This is a genomic window from Leucobacter sp. OH1287, assembly GCF_003859945.1.
Lineage (GTDB): Bacteria > Actinomycetota > Actinomycetes > Actinomycetales > Microbacteriaceae > Canibacter.
The window spans coordinates 121,769-138,259 of sequence record NZ_RQYM01000003.1; the positions used below are offsets into that span (position 1 = coordinate 121,769).

Below are 16,491 nucleotides of genomic sequence, written 5' to 3' on the forward strand. Positions count from 1 at the left end.
TATTTAAAATTTGGCAAACATCTGCTGCAGGCTGTGAAAGCGGTGACGGATGTGCGACAATAGAATGGTTGTTTTTGCCCGTTACAGCAGGCGCCTCTAGCGCTTTTTGTTTTAGCGGGTGGATCCAGCAATCGGGATGTAGCGCAGCTTGGTAGCGCACCTGTCTGGGGGACAGGGGGTCGTCGGTTCAAATCCGGTCATCCCGACCAAAACAGCCTAAACTTCGTTGATTTTCCGAGGTTTTTCGTTAAAATCCGGAGCCGCTGAAAACTCGCTCGTCCAGGTCTGGGACAACATCGCAAAACAGCCAGGCACTTACCGCGCGCTCGCAGTAGCTCTACCCAAATCCGCTGGTGTGCTGCCACTCCGCCCGGCTTCACGGATCCGCTCAACTTTGGTCATTACCTCGTCGAGCTTGTCCGGGAACATATGTGAATAGGTGTTGAGCGTCTCAGTGGCATCAGCGTGCCCGAGCATACGCTGCACAATCAATACGTCAGCTCCTGCCTTAATCGCGAGCGACGCCGCAGTGTGCCTAAGATCGTGAACAGTAATATGCTCGATTCCGAGCTCCTGACGTACCGGCTTCCAGATCCGGTTGTAGAAGTTCTTGCCACCAACAGCAGCTCCGCAGCGCCCACGGAACACGAACTCGCTCGCAGCTCGCCGGCGACACAGCCCCTCGATGTCGTCCATCAGGAACGGCGGCACCGGCACCAGGCGCGCCGAACCCGTCTTAGGTGTACCAAGCTTTAACCGTCCCTCCTTATCGAGCGTCCACGTCCGCCTAACACTAATCCGCCGCGCGGTCAGATCCACATCACCGACCTGCAACGCAGTCGCTTCACCAATCCGCAACCCCACATACCCCAGCAGCAACAACAAAACCCGAAATTGATCCTGCCTGCCGCGCTCGCCGCAGAGCACCGCCGCTTCTTCGAGCTGTTCAACCGTCAGCACGGGAAGCCCCGCAACTTCGCTAGCTTGCCGCTTCGGTAACCTGACACCAGCCAGGGGACTGGCCGCGATCAGCTTATGCTCCACCGCGTAACCGAGCACAGACCCAAAAGTGAGTTTCACGATATGCCGTACCGTTTTTGCTCCCAATACACCGGCCTCACCTCGGGAGAACTGATGAACTGCTTTCCCGGCAACTAGCTCGCTAATCCAAGTCTCGATATCGCGCCGTTGAATATCCCCTACCGGAGTATCGCCCCACCGCGGCAGCACGTATCGCTGCAAGTCTAGTTTGTAGCGTCTCCACGTTATGTCCTTAACGTCTGTCTTGGTTTGCAGCCACGCCTCCGCAACCTCACGAAACGGCAACCGCTCCAAACTCGGATCCAGGTATTTACCTGACCTGATACTGTCCTCAAGCTCCGCAGCGAACGCCGAAGCCTCGCTTTTCGTATCGAACGAGCGTGCGCGCTGCTTGCGCTCGCCGCCTACCAGCTCATGCCAGCATACCTGCCATCGCTTGCCGCGCCCGAACTTACTGGAGCGAAACATGTCGGGCAGCTTCGCAATGGATCGCAGCTGTGCCGCTGTTGGGGAGAGTCTACTGGTGGATCCGTCGGGCAGCGTCGCTACCGCGTCTTTCACCCAAAGGTCGGTAATCCATGCCTTAGCCATCTCGAAACCTGCCTTTTCGCGACTAAAGAGGTTTATGGATCCTGACTGCCAGAGCTAAGCGGATCCGGGGGCGTGAAGGGGAGTTGTAAATAGTAAGTGTAGCAGCCGCGCTCGCCGCAGTTGTGTCAAATGTTGGTGGTATTAGGCTAGCTGGCATTGCTAATAAATCTTTGCGAAACGCCATTGTTTACATGTTGCTATTACACAGTTAATAGTGTAATATAGTTTATGGAAAGGAGGTGAAGAAATGGCAAGGAAAAACAAAAGCCGCAACCAGGCAGCAAGCGAGCTACTGAACGCATTGGCAAAGCTAGTAGCCGCCGTGGCTGCCCTGGTTGCAGCCATTGGAGCGCTATTTAGATAAATAGCGGCGGGGCGGGGGCGCAAGCCCCCAAACCCCTGTTTCTAATTTTGCCATACCATTATGAAAAATACCCTGTTCATTGCCTTAATGCTGCTAGCGGTAGCGTTGCTAATCTGGCAACCATTCGGCGCCACCGTATCAATCGGTCTAGCTGTTGCCTGCGCTATAGCTGCTGTATGGTTACCAGAAAGGAAAAGCCGTGATTAGATACCTGAGCCGGTCAGAGGTAGCGGCAATATTGGGCGTCAAGCCTGATACGTTAAACCGCTACAATCTACCCGAGCCTGACGCTATGATCGGCCGCGCTCGCGGCTGGCTGCCTGAGACAATCGAAGCTTGGGACGCCAGCCGCCCCGGCCGCGGCAACTGGCGGTAACTGCGCGGTTGCATTACCTTTAAGTTGCCTACTTTCTGGTTAAGTTTTGCACACTATCCGCTGCCAAATGGGGTGCAGGGTCTCTCAGTACTCAAATGAGTGGCTCTGAGAGACCCTGCCCTTTAAAACATTTCGTGACCCAATGCCATGTAATAGCTGGAATTAAAACTAGCGGTTTATTATACGTTAACTGTTCCGCTTTAAGCGCAGTTTGCTGGTAGGTTTTCCTCCCCAAATGAGGTAGGCTGTAGATAGAGGAGGGATAGCGTCGTGGATACCGTACCATCAAAACTGAGTGCTACTGCTATAAGCAGCTATGCTGAGCAGATTGCGGATCATTATCGCATCTTCAGTGAAGGATCCGCAGCTGACCTGGGCAGGCTAGTGCAAGCCTTGGGTGGTGAAGTCGAAGTGTCGAACTCGCCGATCGCGCAAGAATCGCTCACTGTAAATGGTGCACGCAGTTTTACCGTCCATCTCCCCCCGTTTACCGGTAGCCGTCGTGACCGCTTCACCATAGCTCACGAGCTCGGTCACTACTTCCTACATTACCTCTACCCCCAGCATAAAGGCATGCATGTTTTTAGTCGTGGGGGAAGTAACCTGGCAGAGTATGAAGCTAACCATTTTGCCTCCTGCTTGTTGATGCCTGCCGAGATGTATGAAAAAGCATATAGAGAGCTCAAGGGCGATCATTATGCGCTTTCTAAATGGTTTGATGTTTCTCCAGCGGCATCAAGAATTCGGGCTAAAGTGTTAAGGCTTGGGAGTGGTAGCTAGAAGACAACCTGGCCGGTCAGTACTTTTTCTGTCAGCTGACCTGGTAGGGTCAACTGACTATAAGCAAAAGCACACCGGCTGGCAGCGGGTTTTCTTAAGCTTCTATCATGAGTTCCCAGAAAAAATAGAGCAAGCGAAAGAGGAACTGCTTAGCGCGGAGCTGAAAAACGAAGACGAGCGCTACATACCGGAGTTTAAGCTGTGGAAAGCAGTGGGGGACGAGCTTATCTTCGAAGTTCATATCAATCATGAGCGAACAGCCGTTAACGCCGTCAGAATATGGTTGAGTGCGCTGTCTATATATGAGCAAAACGTCCTTAGCGACAATGACACTAAAACACTCGCGCTAAAAGGTTCAGGCTTTATCGCCACATTCCCAGGACCCGATAGTGAATCGACCATTCCCAGAAGAATCGACAAAGAAACAAAAGAGTCTGACGAGGATGTCGTAACGATAAATGACGAGCGTCTGAGGGGTAAGCGTGCCTACACGAAATACCACTACGATTATTTTGGTCCTAGCATCGATACAGGCTTCAGAATCGCGTCAAAAGCATCGCACCGCTACTTCACCATCAGTGTGGAAGTCGCCCTCTGCCTAGCCCTAACCGCATACGATGCCACAGCAAGTCAAAAGCCGATTTGGTTGCATGAGCTGAAAGACCTTGTCTACCACGGAGAAATAGTTTTCAAGGGCGTCTGGAGCGGCAGGCCATACCCACTGTTCGCGATTGACCGACAAGCTAATACCCCCCTGGTGAAAGCATTCCAACCTTTCAACGGCAAAACACTCGACCCCCAAGCAGTGTTCGAAGCCTGCTACGCCTGCCTAGGTGAAAAAGAATGGCCGAGCGGTATATTCCTGCCAGATAGCCAACACGAAAGAGTGAAAGAAAATCCGCCCGACGTGATGGAGTCACTTCGCCAATCTGCGCCGCTTGCAGGGGAGACAGACGAAACAAAACGGCTTTCCACCACTGAAGTACCGCTTAATTTCCCCCTTGGCGACAAAACAAGCACACCGAAAAAATAGGCAGTGAACCGAGCACCAGGCGCTCGCAGCCGGGGAGCAGCTCACGCAATCACCAGGCGCTCGCCGCAGGGGAGCAGGGTTAATCCACGGCGAAGTCGCGCCGCTTCTCCTCATGACGCGCACCCAACCCGTACAGCAGCCCCGCACCGGTCAAGAACACCGCCGTGTATGCAGTGGACCGGCTCACAGCGACGCGGTAGCAGCCCTAAATTAAAACCCGCAATCAGTTGCCTAAACCATAGGAACCATGTAGCATAAAAACAGTAATCGAAAAAAACTTCGATAAGGACAAGGCAGCATGGATCACAAAGAACTCAATGATGAGACACTATTACGCCACCTCTGCGAACAAGCCGCCGAGCAGACCAGTAACCTGTATGAGGCAACGGAAGCGCTCGCCGATGCTATTAGTCGATACGTTCGCGGGCGCGGCGAATCACAATGTCTGGAGAAATCTTAAGTGCATCGCAAATGTCGAGGAACGTCTTTAAATTGATTGCCCGCTCGCGCTTCAGGTAGTTGCGTGTCGAGTCGTAAGGTCGGCCAGTTAGTCTCGCGATATCCATCATTGATAGCCCCGCAGCAGCTATTTCGGCGTTGAGCTGTGCAATGATGGCGGCTTCTAGGATGTCTTCATCTTTGGTCATGGGTCAATTCTATTGCATAAAATGACCAAAAAATAAACGTATTTGACCAGGCGCTAACTTGACTATGGTCGAATGACCATATAAGGTGGTTATATGACCATAAGTAACCGGGTTTCGCGCAACATTAAAACGCGCTGCGAACAAGCGTCAATCCCCATTACAAAACTTTCGCAAGAAACAGGGATACCTGACAAAACGCTTCGCCGTAGACAAGCAGACCCAGACCAATACAGCCTACGAGAGCTCATCAGGATTTCCCGCGTCCTAGACGTCGAAGTCGGTGACCTGATCGTAAAAGACTTGTAACCATCCACAAAAATCGGAGCCGATAATGAAATACGAGAACGGTAGCCCGTTATTCAAACCCGCAAACCCCAGGCATCGCAGCCAAACCCCACAACAGCAGGGGCAGCGACAGTGCCGCGCTCGCGGCAGGGGAGCAACACACATCGAGCACCAAGCGCTCGCCGCAGCCGAACCTGAGAAAAAGCTGAGCGGCGCTCGCGGAGGTTGTGCTACACTGTGGATTGGTGCTGAAACACCATTTATACAGCGGCTTTCCGCTCCCGTCAGGGCGGTTTGTCATTTCTGCCAAAGCGCAGTAAAGATTAACGGCTTTTATGCCGGGAGTACCCTTGGAATACAAGACCCCGTTCGCGGGAAATACGGGGTGGGCCGACTGTATACGGTTTTTTCAGCTCCCGGCGTTTTTACTTTGCGGAAACAGAGGCAAAGACGCTGCCGATTTAAAATTACAGACCCTGAAAAAGTCTTTTATACAGAAGGAGCGTAAAGCTCATGTTTCAGTACCCAAACCCGGTGTACCCAAACAGCCGCAACAGCGGCAAACACCCGTGCAAACCCGCAACACCCCGGCACCGCAGCCAGCAAACAGACGCGGTGAGCGGATCCACCACCCAGAAAGCGGGTGCGTGATGAACGACCGGATAGACACCCTGCGCGGGGTCGAGAACCTCGCCATAAAAAAGTTCAACGAGCTCGCACCACAAGCAACAACCGAGAACGGGCGCCACTTGCTGTGGGAAGCAACAAGCGAGTTCGTCAACGCGGTATTTAAAGCGAAAGCCGCCGAGTCATGGATTAAGGGCGAGCATCTGGCTCACGAAATTAGTGCCGATACCAGCCGCTACACCAGTGGGCACATCCACAAAGACGAGGCGGGCAGTAGCGTTGAAAAAACGCTTGATAACCTTGTCAAATTTCTTACGCTCCTCAGCGTCAGCGACCTCGAGATTGAGCAGAGCGAGGAGCTTATAAACACGGGCGCCAAGCAGATCAGCGTTGTCAACATCCCAGTTAGTAAGCGTCTCCTGGAGCTGCTCACAGAGGCCCAAGAGATAAGCGCGAACCTCATCCTTAAGGGAGCTGATACCCGTGATTAGTTCTACAAGATCGTCAACAGCTTTAAGCGCCTCAGTGATCTGCTCAGTGACAGAAGAATCCCGCACACTGACGGCAGCAGCTAACCCAGCAAAAGCAATGACCGAAGACTCGGGAATAAGCCGGATCTCTCTGCCCCTCTCGTCTATGGGAATGTTAGGGAAGATAAGCGCTTTCACGTCCTCTAAAACTGGCAGCGCATCCTTTAACATCGGCCTTGCCTCTGCCATGCGCAGTGCTTGCGCCTCCACCTTGCAGGTGAGCTCAACAGCTCTAGCGTGCGAAGTCCACCAGTCGCCAGACGCATCAGCACGATGCCCTAGCGTCGAAACTCCATCGGGGACAACAGCCCAGTCTTTGATTATGGTCAGAAGCTCTTCTGCTGCACTCGTCATAGCCCTAATCTTAGCCTGTGGAATAGCGCCCGACAACGGTGCGCACGCAACCCAGCAGTGCAGCAAGAAAGCGGGTGCGTGATGACCAAAGTAACAGGCAGCATTCCCCATGAGGTTGAAGCTTTCGCGAAATTCAAGCCCACACTGAAAACACCATTCAGTGTCAACTTTGAACAGCTCATTCGCCGACACCAAGAAATTCTGACGCTAACCACGGCAGTAGAGAACCTTATGCAGCGAGTAGGACTCGCTAAACGCTGCAAAGAACTCGCGATCCACGACCCATTCCAGCAGGCACTTGCTGATCTGAAACTGGAAACTTTGGAAGTTGAACTCGCAGATATGGAACGGCTGCTCCGATCGCGAATATTCAACCTCGGTCGTGCAATCACTAACTACCACCGCATAGAGCAGAAACCAGCCACGGTGGAAGAAGCAAACCAGCTCGTTCTCGAACACGAAGAATACCTGCTGAGTTCGCGGGCGCTTAAACCGCAGGTCGCGGCAAGCTCACAGCGATCCACCCACCCCGAAATCGTGGCCGCAGGTAAGAAAGAAGGTGCGTGATGTCTCTTCTTCGCTTCTTCAAAGAGCGTAAGCAGCTGCGAGAGCAGACTCTACGTGATCTCGTGGACGCGCACTACTGGCACTGCCTGCGTGCACGTCAGAAAAGGGTTGACCTGCTGAATAAGACAATCCGTGACCGTCGCGCCGCCGTCATCAAAGCTGAGAGAGTGGCGCAGCAAGAGGGAAGGCTTGACCGATGAAACACGGTAACAAAAACGTGGGAGCCAGTGCTCTAACACTGACTCCCACCAGTCACGAATTACTTCTTAGGTTTTCGAGACTGTACGACGGTTGTGTTGGGATGCCGTTTGGCATAATTTGTGGTCACGAACCGTCCGGTGATAGCACTCCGTGCAGTTTTACCGCTGCCGGAGTTGCTACCACCACTTCTTCTAGAGCTGGACTTAGAAGCCATTACAATCACCTCCTTCCTAGCTTTGCCTCCCGCATCGCAGGTAGGCGGGCTAGGGCAAGCCTAAACCGACATGTTCAGGAATTTACCGAGGCAATTCTCAGGCAACGCAAAGCAGCTATCAAAAATGCTATCGATTGCTATCGATTGCTATCTGCTGCTACAAAAAGCACTCTTATAAACAGCGCAAAACTTTTTGGCGACACGCCGCCTTCTGTGCGGTGCTTGGTCAGCCAAGCCTTGAAAGGACAGGGGCATGACTAAAACACAGAGATTCTGGTTCACCCTCGCAATCGGGTTGTATTTCGCGGTTAGTCTGCTGCAGCTGCTGCTCGGCTTCCACGGGTTTAACGGCGCGAACATGCTGGCACTGGTGGTCGCGGTGATCGCTGTCGTCGTATTGGTGGCCGACAATGATTGATCTCACTCAGATTCCGATAAGCGAGCTGAAGATGCTCTCCACCGCCGAGGCTGCCGAAATCTTGGGGCAGCACCGGGTGACCCTCACCCGCTGGCGCACCACCTGGACAGAGGCCGGCGAATGTCTCGGTCCACAATTCATCCTGCACCCGAACGGCCGAGTCAGCTACCCCGAGGCAGCTGTCTTGGAATATCTGCAATCCTGCCTCGTACAGCGGCCAGGCGAACAGCCTCGGCTGGCACCGGTCAGTGATCTGCGCATCGTCGATGTTGCAGCAAAAGCGAGCGGACGTTGAGCCGCCAACAGATTTAGGAAACACCCATGAACTACTACACGCCACGACACGCAGCAGCCACACCTAACACGGTAACCGCGTTCACTCAGCGGCTGCTGCAGAAACTACACCGGTTTATCACCCCGAGGAGCACAAAATGAGCGGCGACACTTTCTACAAGCAGCGGCTTAGCGACCTGCATCTCGCGCTCAGCGATCTCGCGCTGGAGCGTGAACGCCTCAATCTGAAACTGCAAGAGGAGCGCATGCTCGACAGCGCCGATCAGGAGCGGCTGACCAGGCTTGATCGCGAGATCCAGCTGATCTGTATGCGTATCGGCAGGATTCGCCATCTAATGGCCGTCGAAGCTGACCGTGCTACCTCCCGCCGGAGGGCTGCCTGATGGGCGCTCTCGGCAAACCACAGCGCACTTATGTGCCGATGATTGTGGAGTCAGCTGATTGGCACTGCGACCACTGTCGTTTGACCGCAAGGTATCGTTTCGTGTGCCAGACTGACGAGTCGCAGGGGTGGATGATGTGCCGATCTCACGCGAAGCAGGCGGTTAAATCGGCTGAGGCTGTCACCCCGGACGTCACCGGCGATAAGCTCGTATGCGCCTGCGGGGATATCGGTAAAACCATCGACGATATCGCTTATATCACCGACTTGGTGGACGGCAGCCGCAAAACCAGCGACGAGATTGCTGCGCTCAAGTTTGGAGGCCAGTCGTGACCGCGATCGACCTGAACCATGAACGGCAGCTGCGTGCAGCGGCAGCACGACTGCAAGAGAAACAGGCTCGGCAAGCAGAAGCGCAGCGGCTCGCGGAACTATATAACACGGATCCAAAAACCGCCGCTGCGGAAGATCGGCGCCGTAAACGGCAGGAGGCCGCGCGCCGTCGCGCAGAAGAACAGCAGCACATGCTTTATCTGCGGGAACAGCAGCGGCAACGCCGCGCAGCACTGCCAGACAGCTACAAGCACGCGCACGCGAAAGCACGGCAAACCCCGTGCCCGTCAGGGCTCGGAAAAGGCCTGCACTTTTTGCCGAATCTTGACATCGCCGCATGCCTGTTTTGTGGCCTAACCGTAGACCAGATTTCCGACCCGGCGGGCACGCCTGCCGCACCGCCTGCGGGGTCGGAACCAGCCAGCAGCGGGCTATTCCAATGAACACACATATCCACGCTCACACACAGCCCGCTGCTGTATCTCTCGCCCCGGCTGCTTATCAGCTCCAAGCAGTCGGGGCGCAGCCCCATGCCCAGTCGCCCGCGCCGGTGGCGTCGCCTGCGCCGTCGCGCAGTGTGCCTTACAAGCTGCCGCTGCTCGCTATGACCTATGTGGTCTGGTGGCCGCAGTATGGCGTCTTTAAAGTCGGCCGTGCCTTCCGAAACCAGCGGTGGCGGTCACTGATCGCCCGCGGCGCCGAACTGATCCTGCTGCAGTGGGATCAACTAAAGGAGTGTGAGACCGCCGCGCTAGCCGCGCTGCGGCAACACTTCATGCCAGCGTTCAACAACGAGCTCGAAGCGCAGTGGCTGCTACCCGGCGGCCGCGGCTTTAGCGAGTGCTTCAGTGTGGTCGGCGAGGAAGAGCTTAAGCAAGCCATTGATGTTTACTATCGAGGAGTAGCCCCGTATGTCTTTCAATCGCGCGAGGTCGCTGCCGCCCAGCGACTTTACAGATCCGAAGTTCGCAGCGCTCCCGGCGCTGGTGCGTATGACGGCCGCCGGGTTGAGGATGTTTGCCGACGACGAAGGGCGTGGACTGGTGCGTCTGCGCAGCATGATCGCGGAGATATACGAGTACGACCTGAGCGTTACCGAGCATGTGATGGAGGATCATCTGCTGCAGCTCGACGATGCCGGGTGGCTGACCCTGTATCAAGCAGATGGTATGAGCCTGTTTCAGATTCGGTACTGGCCACCAGTGCCGCATATGCGCCCCTCGGATCTGCCTGCGCCGCCAGGATATCGTATGCCGCAGCGCGGGCAGCACGACACCTTAGACGAGTCTTACGAGCGCCAGGAGCCACAGCAGGAGCAGCAGGAGCTGCGCCAGGTGCCGCAAGAGCAACTTGTCGGAAATCCTTACACGTTCCCACCGCAGCAACCTTCGCCGTGGCAGGAACCGGCGGCGCAGCAACTCCCGCCTACCTCGGCGATGCTGCACCCGGGGGAGAGCAGCGCGGTTTCATTCTCGCAGGCAGAGCAACAGGTAAGCAATTCTTACGCATTGGTGTCGCCTGGTGCACAGGAGCAGCTCCAGATGATTCACCAGGCGCAAGCTTCGCAGCCGTCGTCAGCGGAAACCTGGGCAAGCCCGCCGCAAAATATCTCGCCGTCGACTTCGGACGAGCTTTCACAAAAAACCGCGGAATATCAAGCGCCGGAGTCTTTCATGAAGCCTTCAAGAAGCGTTCAGGAAGCTTTCACGGCTGTAGCGCGCGAGAGCGCGCGGGCGGGCGCGGGCGCGGGCGCGCGTGCGCGCGAGGGCGTGCGCGAGGGCGTGGGTGCGCGCGTAGGGACGACGAGCCCTGGCTTAGACGGCGAAAATTTAGACGCAGCAGCGGGTTTGAGGGGACAAGTGTATCCAAATCCGGGAGCAGCTACGCCGCCGCAGCAGACACCGCCGCAGCAAGTTTCGCCGCAGGCTCGGCAGCAGGTGACTCCACCTCCGCCGCCGCAGGCTGCCGCTTACGTGGATCCGACCATTCAAGCCGCCGAGGCGTTGCCGTGTCCGCCGTCGCCGTTCTGCTCGCAGCATCAGCCGTGGGGAACGGAGGAAGCCTGTGGTCCGTGCCGGACAACGCGAATGGCGATGGATATCTACAACGAAGCCAAGGCACGGGTTGGGCTATCGACCCCGGCAGCTCCACCAGCTCCACCAGCACCAGCGCCGCCAGCAGCTTCACCGCCACCGCCGCCTGTGCCGCAGCAGTCAGCGCCAAATCTACAGGCGCCGCAGCAACCTTCCGGGGTGCGGTTCGTTCCTGCTGAGCCATCGTCACAGGCTGAGACTGACGCCACCGATTGGGGTGATTTCTGATGCGTGCCGAGTTTGAGACTGCTTGCGCTCACGTGCCGGAGATTGTTGAGCTCCTGGTCGAGTCGCTGCAGCCGTCGATGCAGGTGAACTACTCCGGCAGAGTGGCAGCCGCACGGTCGGTTTCTCGTCCGCCGCTGCGTATCGAGGTGCTCGAGCAGCTCGACTGTCTGTGGGGTTGGATGTGGTACGTGGCGGACGGATTAACCCGCCGCGCTGGTATCACCCAGCCCGTCGCCGGTGGATCCCGTTACACGATCGTGCAAGACCGCGCGATCGTTGCTGGCTATTCTCGGATTGTGGATCGGCAGACGGTGCTGGATTTCAAGAAGCTCGCCGACCATATCGCCGAGCATGCCGAGCTGTTGTTTGACAGGTTCGGCACCCCGTATGATACCGCGCTTAGTATTTTTGTTCGATTGATCGAGCAACTGTATGCGGAGCTCGGCCTGTCGGTGCGCCCGTTCTATCTCAAAGTTGCTTGCCCGGTGTGTGCAACCGCGCTGCTGCGTACCACCGACACCGGCTGGGTTTGTGACCACTGCGAGACTAGCTTTGTGCGAGCGGATCCGCCAGCACAGGATGATGATTGGGGAGAGGAGCATCTCTAATGGGTGGCAGGAAATACTACACGTATGCGGCGGCGGCGAAGCGGCTCGGATATTCGGCCGGGACAATCAAGAAATGGCGCCGTGAAGGTATGCCGACCGTGCGGGACGCGAAGGGGCGAGTAGTGATCGAGCACTCAGTGCTGCTCGCCGAGTATCGGCGAAGGCTCGCAGCGGATCCGGTCAGATCCACCGCCGCACGCAAACGCGCCGAACAGTTCGGGTTTACTCCGGCGAGCACGAGCTCGCCCGGACTTGACAACGCTCCGCGTAACCCCCCTAAACTGTAAGATACACCACAACTGTGCGAGGGTGACATGGCAACCAACCGAACAGGTACAGCCAAGTGGAAGCATCTACGCCGGGAAGTATTGCAACAAGCAATCAACGAAGGCGTCACACACTGCCCACGCTGCCGGGTGCTTCTCGACTACCGCAACGGCACCGCTATGAACGGTGCAACCGTCGATCACATCATCGCATATGCGCGCGGAGGATCCGACCGCAGAGAGAATCTGCAAGTTCTATGTCGCCGCTGCAACGCGCAACTCGGCAAAAAAGCCAGACCGAACCCAAACCGACCAAAATCGGTTAGCAAAATCACAACAACAATAAATTGGTGATTACACACATTAACTCAAAAACCCACATAGGGGGGGAGCCCCTCCCCATAGGGCAGATCGCCACCCCGCGGAAATAGGGAAATCTCTCCCCGATAAATTTCTCCAAACGGGTCTGCGCGAGGTCGATTGAACCAGCGGCTTAAATTTCCCCGCACAGGCACTAAAAACCCTGTTTTTCCTTGATATTACGCGGTTTTTCCGTAACAGTATTGGTATAATTTTAGGTATGGATAGACACTGCAAATACTGCTTCGGGAGCATGATGATGGTACGCCGTGACGCCAAATTCTGTCGCGTAAAATGCCGCGTCTATTTCGCCCGCGAGCTCCGCCGAATCCCCGCCGCTCTTCGCGCTTTTAAAGCCTGGGTCAGGATGAAAGCCGCCAAGCCTGTGCAAACTAACGGGAAGCCCGCATCATCCACCAATCGCACAACCTGGACAGACTATAAAAGCGTCAGAAGATCACGACAGGGCGACGGCTTCGGTGTCGTCCTCGGCCGCGGCCTATGCTGCTACCGCTTCAAAAACGCATACCGCCGAGGAAGACTGCTGAAAAGAGTGCACCAGGCGCTCGCCGCGGTTACCGAGCCTATAATCTATGCCGAACAGCAGCAGTCGGAGCTCCTGGTGTTCGTTGAAGGTGCTGAGCAGTACACGAGCCGCACCAGAAGCTACATCAAACTGACGCGCAATCAAGTGATTCGCCTAACCGGTGTCAGATATCAGCTGGCTTAACCTCAGCTAGGAGGGTGACATGGCAACGAGGAAAACACCGAGCCGTAGCACTACCACCAGGCGGCCGAAGAAGATTGAGAGCGTCCACGATGCTGTCGTGCACGGATCCAAGATAGACGAGCTCCACCAGATACGACTCGTGCTAGCTCGCGCGATAGACGAGCATGCCGCACCGAAAGACCTCGCAGCGCTCACCAAGCGCCTACAGGACGCAACAGCAGAATACGAAACCCTAACCGGCGCCGTTAAACCCGAAACTGCCACCAAGGAGGTTACAGCAAATGCCTCCAAGCGCCGCCAACCGGTCTCACTTAAAGCTCTCTGACCTAGCCAGACACCTCTGCATCCCCGCGGGCGTCGACACAACCGGCTGGCCAGAAATCGAAGAACGCTGCCTAGAATTCGGCATCAAGTTTGACACCTGGCAGCACGGGATCGGAACCCTCGCCTTCTCATATAAGAAAAACGGCTACTACGCTTGCGGTGTCGGCGGCGCCTGGCTTTCAATCCCTCGCCAAACAGGTAAAACCTACCTGATCGGCTGGTCAGTATTCGCCCTATGCAGCCTATACGAGAACCTAACAATCGTCTGGACCGCACACCACCTGCGCACAAGCGACCAAACCTTCGGCAAAATGGCATCAATGGCAGAAAAACCAGCCGTGCGCTCCTACATCGAGTCCGTACGCAGATCTAATGGTCAGCAAGAAATACACTTCACCACCGGGTCACGCATCCTGTTCGGCTCCCGCGCCTATGGATTCGGTCGCGGCTTCGACGAAGTAGACCTTATGGTGTTCGACGAGTGCCAAATCCTCACCGAGTCATCTCTAGCTGACATGCTGCCCGCCACCAACGCCGCACCCAACGGGCTAGCAATATTCATGGGCACACCACCACGCCCAAAGGATCCAGGCGAAGCCTTCAGCACACGAAGACAAGAAGCAATAAACGGCGACAAAGACACCCTCTACATCGAATTCTCAGCAGACCCAGAAGCAGCCATCATCGACTGGAAGCAGCTCGAGAAAGCAAATCCCAGCTACCCACACCGAACCAGTCGAACAGCGATCCTGCGAATGCAGAAACTGATCGGATCCGACAGCAACTTCCGCCGCGAAGCATATGGCATCTGGGACAAAGCAAACACCGCCGCAACCGTCTTCGAGTCAGAAACCTGGGACAACCTAGCAACCCAAACCCCTCCCAAGGAGGGAATCGACTGCTACGCGGTAAGATTCAGCATCGACGGTGCAACCGTCGCGCTCGCCGCAGCTCGTCGATCCACTGAGCCGGGCAACGACACAGTGTTTGTCGAAGCTGTGAGAGAAGCCCCAATCAGTGAAGGCGTCACTTGGCTGGTCGACTGGCTAATTGACCGGAAGGACAAAGCAGCGCAGATAGTGATCGAGGGCAAGAGCGCCACAGCTTATCTCATCTCCGAATTGCAACGCCACGGGTTGAAGAACCGGAAGCAAGTGATTGTGCCCAGCACAGAACAGGCGATTGCGGCGCACGCGATTTTTCAACAGGCCGTAACGACAGGGCAAATATCGCACTCTGCGCAGCCGGAGCTGAAACGCCAAGTGGTTGGTGCAACAATGCGTAAAATAGGTAAACAGGGCGGATTCGGATGGGCGGCAGCAACCCCCGACGAATCTGTCTCAATCCTTGAAGCCGCAACCTACGCAGTATGGGCGGCAAAAACAACTAAACGCAGACCAGGACGAAAGCAGGTGATTAGCACATGACTAAGATCATGCCGAGCTCTATCATCATCAACCCGTCTTCAACGACACTGACTGCCTCTGAGATCGCGATCGCAAATGAGCTGTTTAGCAAGCTGGAGAAAAAGCACGGACGAAACAGGATCCGGCAGCGGTACTACGACCAGAAGCAACTGCTGAAAGATTTGCGGATCAGCTTGCCGCCGCAGCTGCGAAACATCCAGTCGGTGCTGGGCTGGCCAGCGAAGACCGTTGACGTGCTCGCCGATAGAATCCAGTTTCAGGGATTCCAAGTAACAGGCAAAACGCCAGACAACTACGGACTGGACGAGCTCGTAGAAGCTAATAACTTCTACGACGAGTTTTCTCAGACCATAACGAGTGCATTAACTCACAGTGTGGCGTTTATCACTATCTCTCGTGGGATGGAACCTAACGAGCCAGAGATTTTATGGTTGGCTAAATCAGCGCTCAATGCTACAGGCATTTGGAATCGCCGCACTCGCTCGCTCTCCTCTGGCTTAACTGTGACCGGACGCAGCAAAGAGGGGGTTATCACTCACGCCACCCTGTACTTGCCTGACAAGACAGTTGATCTGGAAATCGGTGCGGGCGGTAAGTGTAAAACTGACGTTCAACCCAACCCGACCGGTCGGGTGCTTATCGAGCCGCTGATCTACAGTGCTGATCTCTCTCGCGAGTTCGGTCGCTCACGGATTAGTCGCGCTGTTATGACGCTCACTGACTCAGCAATTCGTACTATTGTGCGAAGCGAGGTCGGTGCGGAGTTTTTCGCTAGCCCGCAGCGGTACATCCTCGGCGCTGACGAGAACGAGCTGAAAGACAAATGGGATGCGCTCGTCTCTAAGGTGCTGACTATTACGAGAGACGAAGATGGTGATTTGCCGACCATCGGGCAGTTCCAGCAGCTATCGATGCAGCCGCACACGGATCAGCTTCGACAGTGGGCATCCCTCTTAGCGGCGGAAACATCTATACCGCTTGATGAGCTCGGCTTCCCATCGCAGAACCCGTCTAGCGATGCAGCGATTCAATCGCAGCGTGATCCGCTTAGGCTGCGTGCCGATGCCGCGATTAGGGGATTCCAAAGCACTCTGCGGCGGCTAGCAAACACAACGATCTTGCTGCGAGACGGAGAGCTACCTGGTGGTGATATTCAGGGCTGGTTTAAGCCAACACTGAACATTACTGATGCAGCTGCAGCTGACGCTGTGCTTAAGCAGGTGCAGGTTATGCCTTGGCTGGCAGATTCGCCAATTATCCTTGAAAAACTAGGGTACGATGCGTCTGCTATCAGGTCGCTTCTTAACGAAAAACGGCGTAACGAGGGTCGGAACCTCTTAGAACGGATTGCAGCAAACGCTGATCGATACGATGATGACGGTAACCTGATAACAGGCTAATGCCAGTGTAGGCGGTGA

At 55.6% G+C, this 16,491-nt stretch carries 23 protein-coding genes and 1 tRNA gene; 21 read left to right on the forward strand and 3 right to left on the reverse strand.

The annotated features are described in order from the left end of the window. Positions 1-132: 132 nt before the first annotated feature. Positions 133-209: transfer RNA gene (locus EII30_RS02810), tRNA-Pro, on the forward strand. Positions 210-315: 106 nt separating this feature from the next. Here the strand turns inward: EII30_RS02810 and EII30_RS02815 are convergent. Then, positions 316-1,632, reverse strand: a complete 1,317-nt coding sequence (locus tag EII30_RS02815) for a site-specific integrase (protein ID WP_124885810.1) — start codon at positions 1,630-1,632, stop codon at positions 316-318. Positions 1,633-2,195: 563 nt separating this feature from the next. Here EII30_RS02815 and EII30_RS02820 point away from each other — a divergent pair. The 3 genes from EII30_RS02820 (at position 2,196) to EII30_RS02830 (ending at position 4,185) form a co-directional block, all read left to right on the forward strand. Further along, positions 2,196-2,372 carry an AlpA family transcriptional regulator gene (locus EII30_RS02820; RefSeq protein ID WP_124885811.1) on the forward strand — a complete coding sequence of 59 codons (177 nt, stop codon included), beginning with the start codon at positions 2,196-2,198 and terminating at the stop codon, positions 2,370-2,372. A gap of 270 nt (positions 2,373-2,642) precedes the next feature. After that, positions 2,643-3,152: an ImmA/IrrE family metallo-endopeptidase gene (locus EII30_RS02825; protein ID WP_124885812.1), complete on the forward strand. Its 510-nt coding sequence runs from the start codon at positions 2,643-2,645 to the stop codon at positions 3,150-3,152. Further along, positions 3,142-4,185, forward strand: coding sequence for a hypothetical protein (locus EII30_RS02830; RefSeq protein WP_124885813.1), 1,044 nt, complete (start codon positions 3,142-3,144; stop codon positions 4,183-4,185). The genes EII30_RS02825 and EII30_RS02830 overlap by 11 nt, the downstream gene beginning before the upstream one ends. A 407-nt stretch (positions 4,186-4,592) precedes the next feature. Here the strand turns inward: EII30_RS02830 and EII30_RS02835 are convergent, their stop codons facing one another. After that, positions 4,593-4,832 (reverse strand): hypothetical protein, encoded by a 240-nt coding sequence (locus EII30_RS02835; protein WP_124885814.1) that lies wholly within the window; start codon positions 4,830-4,832, stop codon positions 4,593-4,595. A gap of 93 nt (positions 4,833-4,925) precedes the next feature. On the opposite strand from EII30_RS02835, the gene EII30_RS09160 reads away from it, so the two are divergent. Then, positions 4,926-5,138: a helix-turn-helix transcriptional regulator gene (locus EII30_RS09160; protein WP_124885815.1), complete on the forward strand. Its 213-nt coding sequence runs from the start codon at positions 4,926-4,928 to the stop codon at positions 5,136-5,138. A gap of 492 nt (positions 5,139-5,630) precedes the next feature. Beyond that, the gene (locus EII30_RS08860; RefSeq protein ID WP_158608639.1) at positions 5,631-5,768 is read left to right on the forward strand and encodes a hypothetical protein; all 138 of its coding nucleotides are present in this window, start codon (positions 5,631-5,633) and stop codon (positions 5,766-5,768) included. A gap of 158 nt (positions 5,769-5,926) precedes the next feature. On the opposite strand, the gene EII30_RS02845 is transcribed toward EII30_RS08860, so the two are convergent. Next, positions 5,927-6,628 (reverse strand): hypothetical protein, encoded by a 702-nt coding sequence (locus tag EII30_RS02845; RefSeq protein WP_124885816.1) that lies wholly within the window; start codon positions 6,626-6,628, stop codon positions 5,927-5,929. 81 nt (positions 6,629-6,709) lie between these two features. Here EII30_RS02845 and EII30_RS02850 point away from each other — a divergent pair, with 81 nt between their 5' ends. The 15 genes from EII30_RS02850 (at position 6,710) to EII30_RS02915 (ending at position 16,473) form a co-directional block, all read left to right on the forward strand. Further along, entirely contained in the window at positions 6,710-7,195 is a 486-nt protein-coding gene (locus EII30_RS02850) for a hypothetical protein (RefSeq protein WP_124885817.1), read from the forward strand. Beyond that, complete coding sequence (locus EII30_RS02855) at positions 7,195-7,395, forward strand: hypothetical protein (protein ID WP_124885818.1); 201 nt, start codon at positions 7,195-7,197, stop codon at positions 7,393-7,395. Before EII30_RS02850 ends, EII30_RS02855 begins: the two co-directional genes overlap by 1 nt. 468 nt (positions 7,396-7,863) lie before the next feature. Then, the gene (locus EII30_RS08865) at positions 7,864-8,028 is read left to right on the forward strand and encodes a hypothetical protein (RefSeq protein ID WP_158608640.1); all 165 of its coding nucleotides are present in this window, start codon (positions 7,864-7,866) and stop codon (positions 8,026-8,028) included. Beyond that, positions 8,021-8,323, forward strand: a complete 303-nt coding sequence (locus EII30_RS02860) for a hypothetical protein (protein ID WP_124885819.1) — start codon at positions 8,021-8,023, stop codon at positions 8,321-8,323. Before EII30_RS08865 ends, EII30_RS02860 begins: the two co-directional genes overlap by 8 nt. A gap of 136 nt (positions 8,324-8,459) precedes the next feature. Continuing rightward, on the forward strand, positions 8,460-8,705 hold the full coding sequence (locus tag EII30_RS02865) for a hypothetical protein (protein WP_124885820.1): 246 nt from the start codon (positions 8,460-8,462) through the stop codon (positions 8,703-8,705). Beyond that, entirely contained in the window at positions 8,705-9,037 is a 333-nt protein-coding gene (locus EII30_RS02870; protein ID WP_124885821.1) for a hypothetical protein, read from the forward strand. The genes EII30_RS02865 and EII30_RS02870 overlap by 1 nt, the downstream gene beginning before the upstream one ends. Continuing rightward, positions 9,034-9,480: a hypothetical protein gene (locus tag EII30_RS02875; protein WP_124885822.1), complete on the forward strand. Its 447-nt coding sequence runs from the start codon at positions 9,034-9,036 to the stop codon at positions 9,478-9,480. The genes EII30_RS02870 and EII30_RS02875 overlap by 4 nt, the downstream gene beginning before the upstream one ends. A 468-nt stretch (positions 9,481-9,948) precedes the next feature. Then, positions 9,949-11,358, forward strand: a complete 1,410-nt coding sequence (locus EII30_RS02880; protein ID WP_124885823.1) for a hypothetical protein — start codon at positions 9,949-9,951, stop codon at positions 11,356-11,358. Beyond that, the gene (locus EII30_RS02885; protein ID WP_124885824.1) at positions 11,358-11,966 is read left to right on the forward strand and encodes a hypothetical protein; all 609 of its coding nucleotides are present in this window, start codon (positions 11,358-11,360) and stop codon (positions 11,964-11,966) included. Before EII30_RS02880 ends, EII30_RS02885 begins: the two co-directional genes overlap by 1 nt. Continuing rightward, on the forward strand, positions 11,966-12,253 hold the full coding sequence (locus EII30_RS08960) for a hypothetical protein (RefSeq protein WP_199731551.1): 288 nt from the start codon (positions 11,966-11,968) through the stop codon (positions 12,251-12,253). Before EII30_RS02885 ends, EII30_RS08960 begins: the two co-directional genes overlap by 1 nt. A gap of 27 nt (positions 12,254-12,280) precedes the next feature. Next, positions 12,281-12,586: an HNH endonuclease gene (locus EII30_RS09165; protein WP_124885825.1), complete on the forward strand. Its 306-nt coding sequence runs from the start codon at positions 12,281-12,283 to the stop codon at positions 12,584-12,586. 226 nt (positions 12,587-12,812) lie between these two features. Then, positions 12,813-13,322: a hypothetical protein gene (locus EII30_RS02900; RefSeq protein WP_124885826.1), complete on the forward strand. Its 510-nt coding sequence runs from the start codon at positions 12,813-12,815 to the stop codon at positions 13,320-13,322. A gap of 19 nt (positions 13,323-13,341) precedes the next feature. After that, positions 13,342-13,647 carry a hypothetical protein gene (locus EII30_RS02905; protein ID WP_124885827.1) on the forward strand — a complete coding sequence of 102 codons (306 nt, stop codon included), beginning with the start codon at positions 13,342-13,344 and terminating at the stop codon, positions 13,645-13,647. Beyond that, positions 13,604-15,073 (forward strand): terminase, encoded by a 1,470-nt coding sequence (locus EII30_RS02910; protein ID WP_124885828.1) that lies wholly within the window; start codon positions 13,604-13,606, stop codon positions 15,071-15,073. Before EII30_RS02905 ends, EII30_RS02910 begins: the two co-directional genes overlap by 44 nt. Beyond that, complete coding sequence (locus EII30_RS02915) at positions 15,070-16,473, forward strand: phage portal protein (protein WP_124885829.1); 1,404 nt, start codon at positions 15,070-15,072, stop codon at positions 16,471-16,473. The genes EII30_RS02910 and EII30_RS02915 overlap by 4 nt, the downstream gene beginning before the upstream one ends. Positions 16,474-16,491 lie beyond the last annotated feature (18 nt).

What these genes read in the sequence shown, in the direction of transcription:
- EII30_RS02815 (WP_124885810.1), bottom strand. Translation starts at nt 1,632, where the DNA reads ATGGCTAAGGCATGGATTACCGACCTTTGGGTGAAAGACGCGGTAGCG.
- EII30_RS02835 (WP_124885814.1), bottom strand. Translation starts at nt 4,832, where the DNA reads ATGACCAAAGATGAAGACATCCTAGAAGCCGCCATCATTGCACAGCTC.
- EII30_RS09160 (WP_124885815.1), top strand. Translation starts at nt 4,926, where the DNA reads ATGACCATAAGTAACCGGGTTTCGCGCAACATTAAAACGCGCTGCGAA.
- EII30_RS08860 (WP_158608639.1), top strand. Translation starts at nt 5,631, where the DNA reads ATGTTTCAGTACCCAAACCCGGTGTACCCAAACAGCCGCAACAGCGGC.
- EII30_RS02845 (WP_124885816.1), bottom strand. Translation starts at nt 6,628, where the DNA reads ATGACGAGTGCAGCAGAAGAGCTTCTGACCATAATCAAAGACTGGGCT.
- EII30_RS02850 (WP_124885817.1), top strand. Translation starts at nt 6,710, where the DNA reads ATGACCAAAGTAACAGGCAGCATTCCCCATGAGGTTGAAGCTTTCGCG.
- EII30_RS02855 (WP_124885818.1), top strand. Translation starts at nt 7,195, where the DNA reads ATGTCTCTTCTTCGCTTCTTCAAAGAGCGTAAGCAGCTGCGAGAGCAG.
- EII30_RS08865 (WP_158608640.1), top strand. Translation starts at nt 7,864, where the DNA reads ATGACTAAAACACAGAGATTCTGGTTCACCCTCGCAATCGGGTTGTAT.
- EII30_RS02860 (WP_124885819.1), top strand. Translation starts at nt 8,021, where the DNA reads ATGATTGATCTCACTCAGATTCCGATAAGCGAGCTGAAGATGCTCTCC.
- EII30_RS02865 (WP_124885820.1), top strand. Translation starts at nt 8,460, where the DNA reads ATGAGCGGCGACACTTTCTACAAGCAGCGGCTTAGCGACCTGCATCTC.
- EII30_RS02870 (WP_124885821.1), top strand. Translation starts at nt 8,705, where the DNA reads ATGGGCGCTCTCGGCAAACCACAGCGCACTTATGTGCCGATGATTGTG.
- EII30_RS02880 (WP_124885823.1), top strand. Translation starts at nt 9,949, where the DNA reads ATGTCTTTCAATCGCGCGAGGTCGCTGCCGCCCAGCGACTTTACAGAT.
- EII30_RS02885 (WP_124885824.1), top strand. Translation starts at nt 11,358, where the DNA reads ATGCGTGCCGAGTTTGAGACTGCTTGCGCTCACGTGCCGGAGATTGTT.
- EII30_RS08960 (WP_199731551.1), top strand. Translation starts at nt 11,966, where the DNA reads ATGGGTGGCAGGAAATACTACACGTATGCGGCGGCGGCGAAGCGGCTC.
- EII30_RS09165 (WP_124885825.1), top strand. Translation starts at nt 12,281, where the DNA reads ATGGCAACCAACCGAACAGGTACAGCCAAGTGGAAGCATCTACGCCGG.
- EII30_RS02900 (WP_124885826.1), top strand. Translation starts at nt 12,813, where the DNA reads ATGGATAGACACTGCAAATACTGCTTCGGGAGCATGATGATGGTACGC.
- EII30_RS02905 (WP_124885827.1), top strand. Translation starts at nt 13,342, where the DNA reads ATGGCAACGAGGAAAACACCGAGCCGTAGCACTACCACCAGGCGGCCG.
- EII30_RS02910 (WP_124885828.1), top strand. Translation starts at nt 13,604, where the DNA reads ATGCCTCCAAGCGCCGCCAACCGGTCTCACTTAAAGCTCTCTGACCTA.
- EII30_RS02915 (WP_124885829.1), top strand. Translation starts at nt 15,070, where the DNA reads ATGACTAAGATCATGCCGAGCTCTATCATCATCAACCCGTCTTCAACG.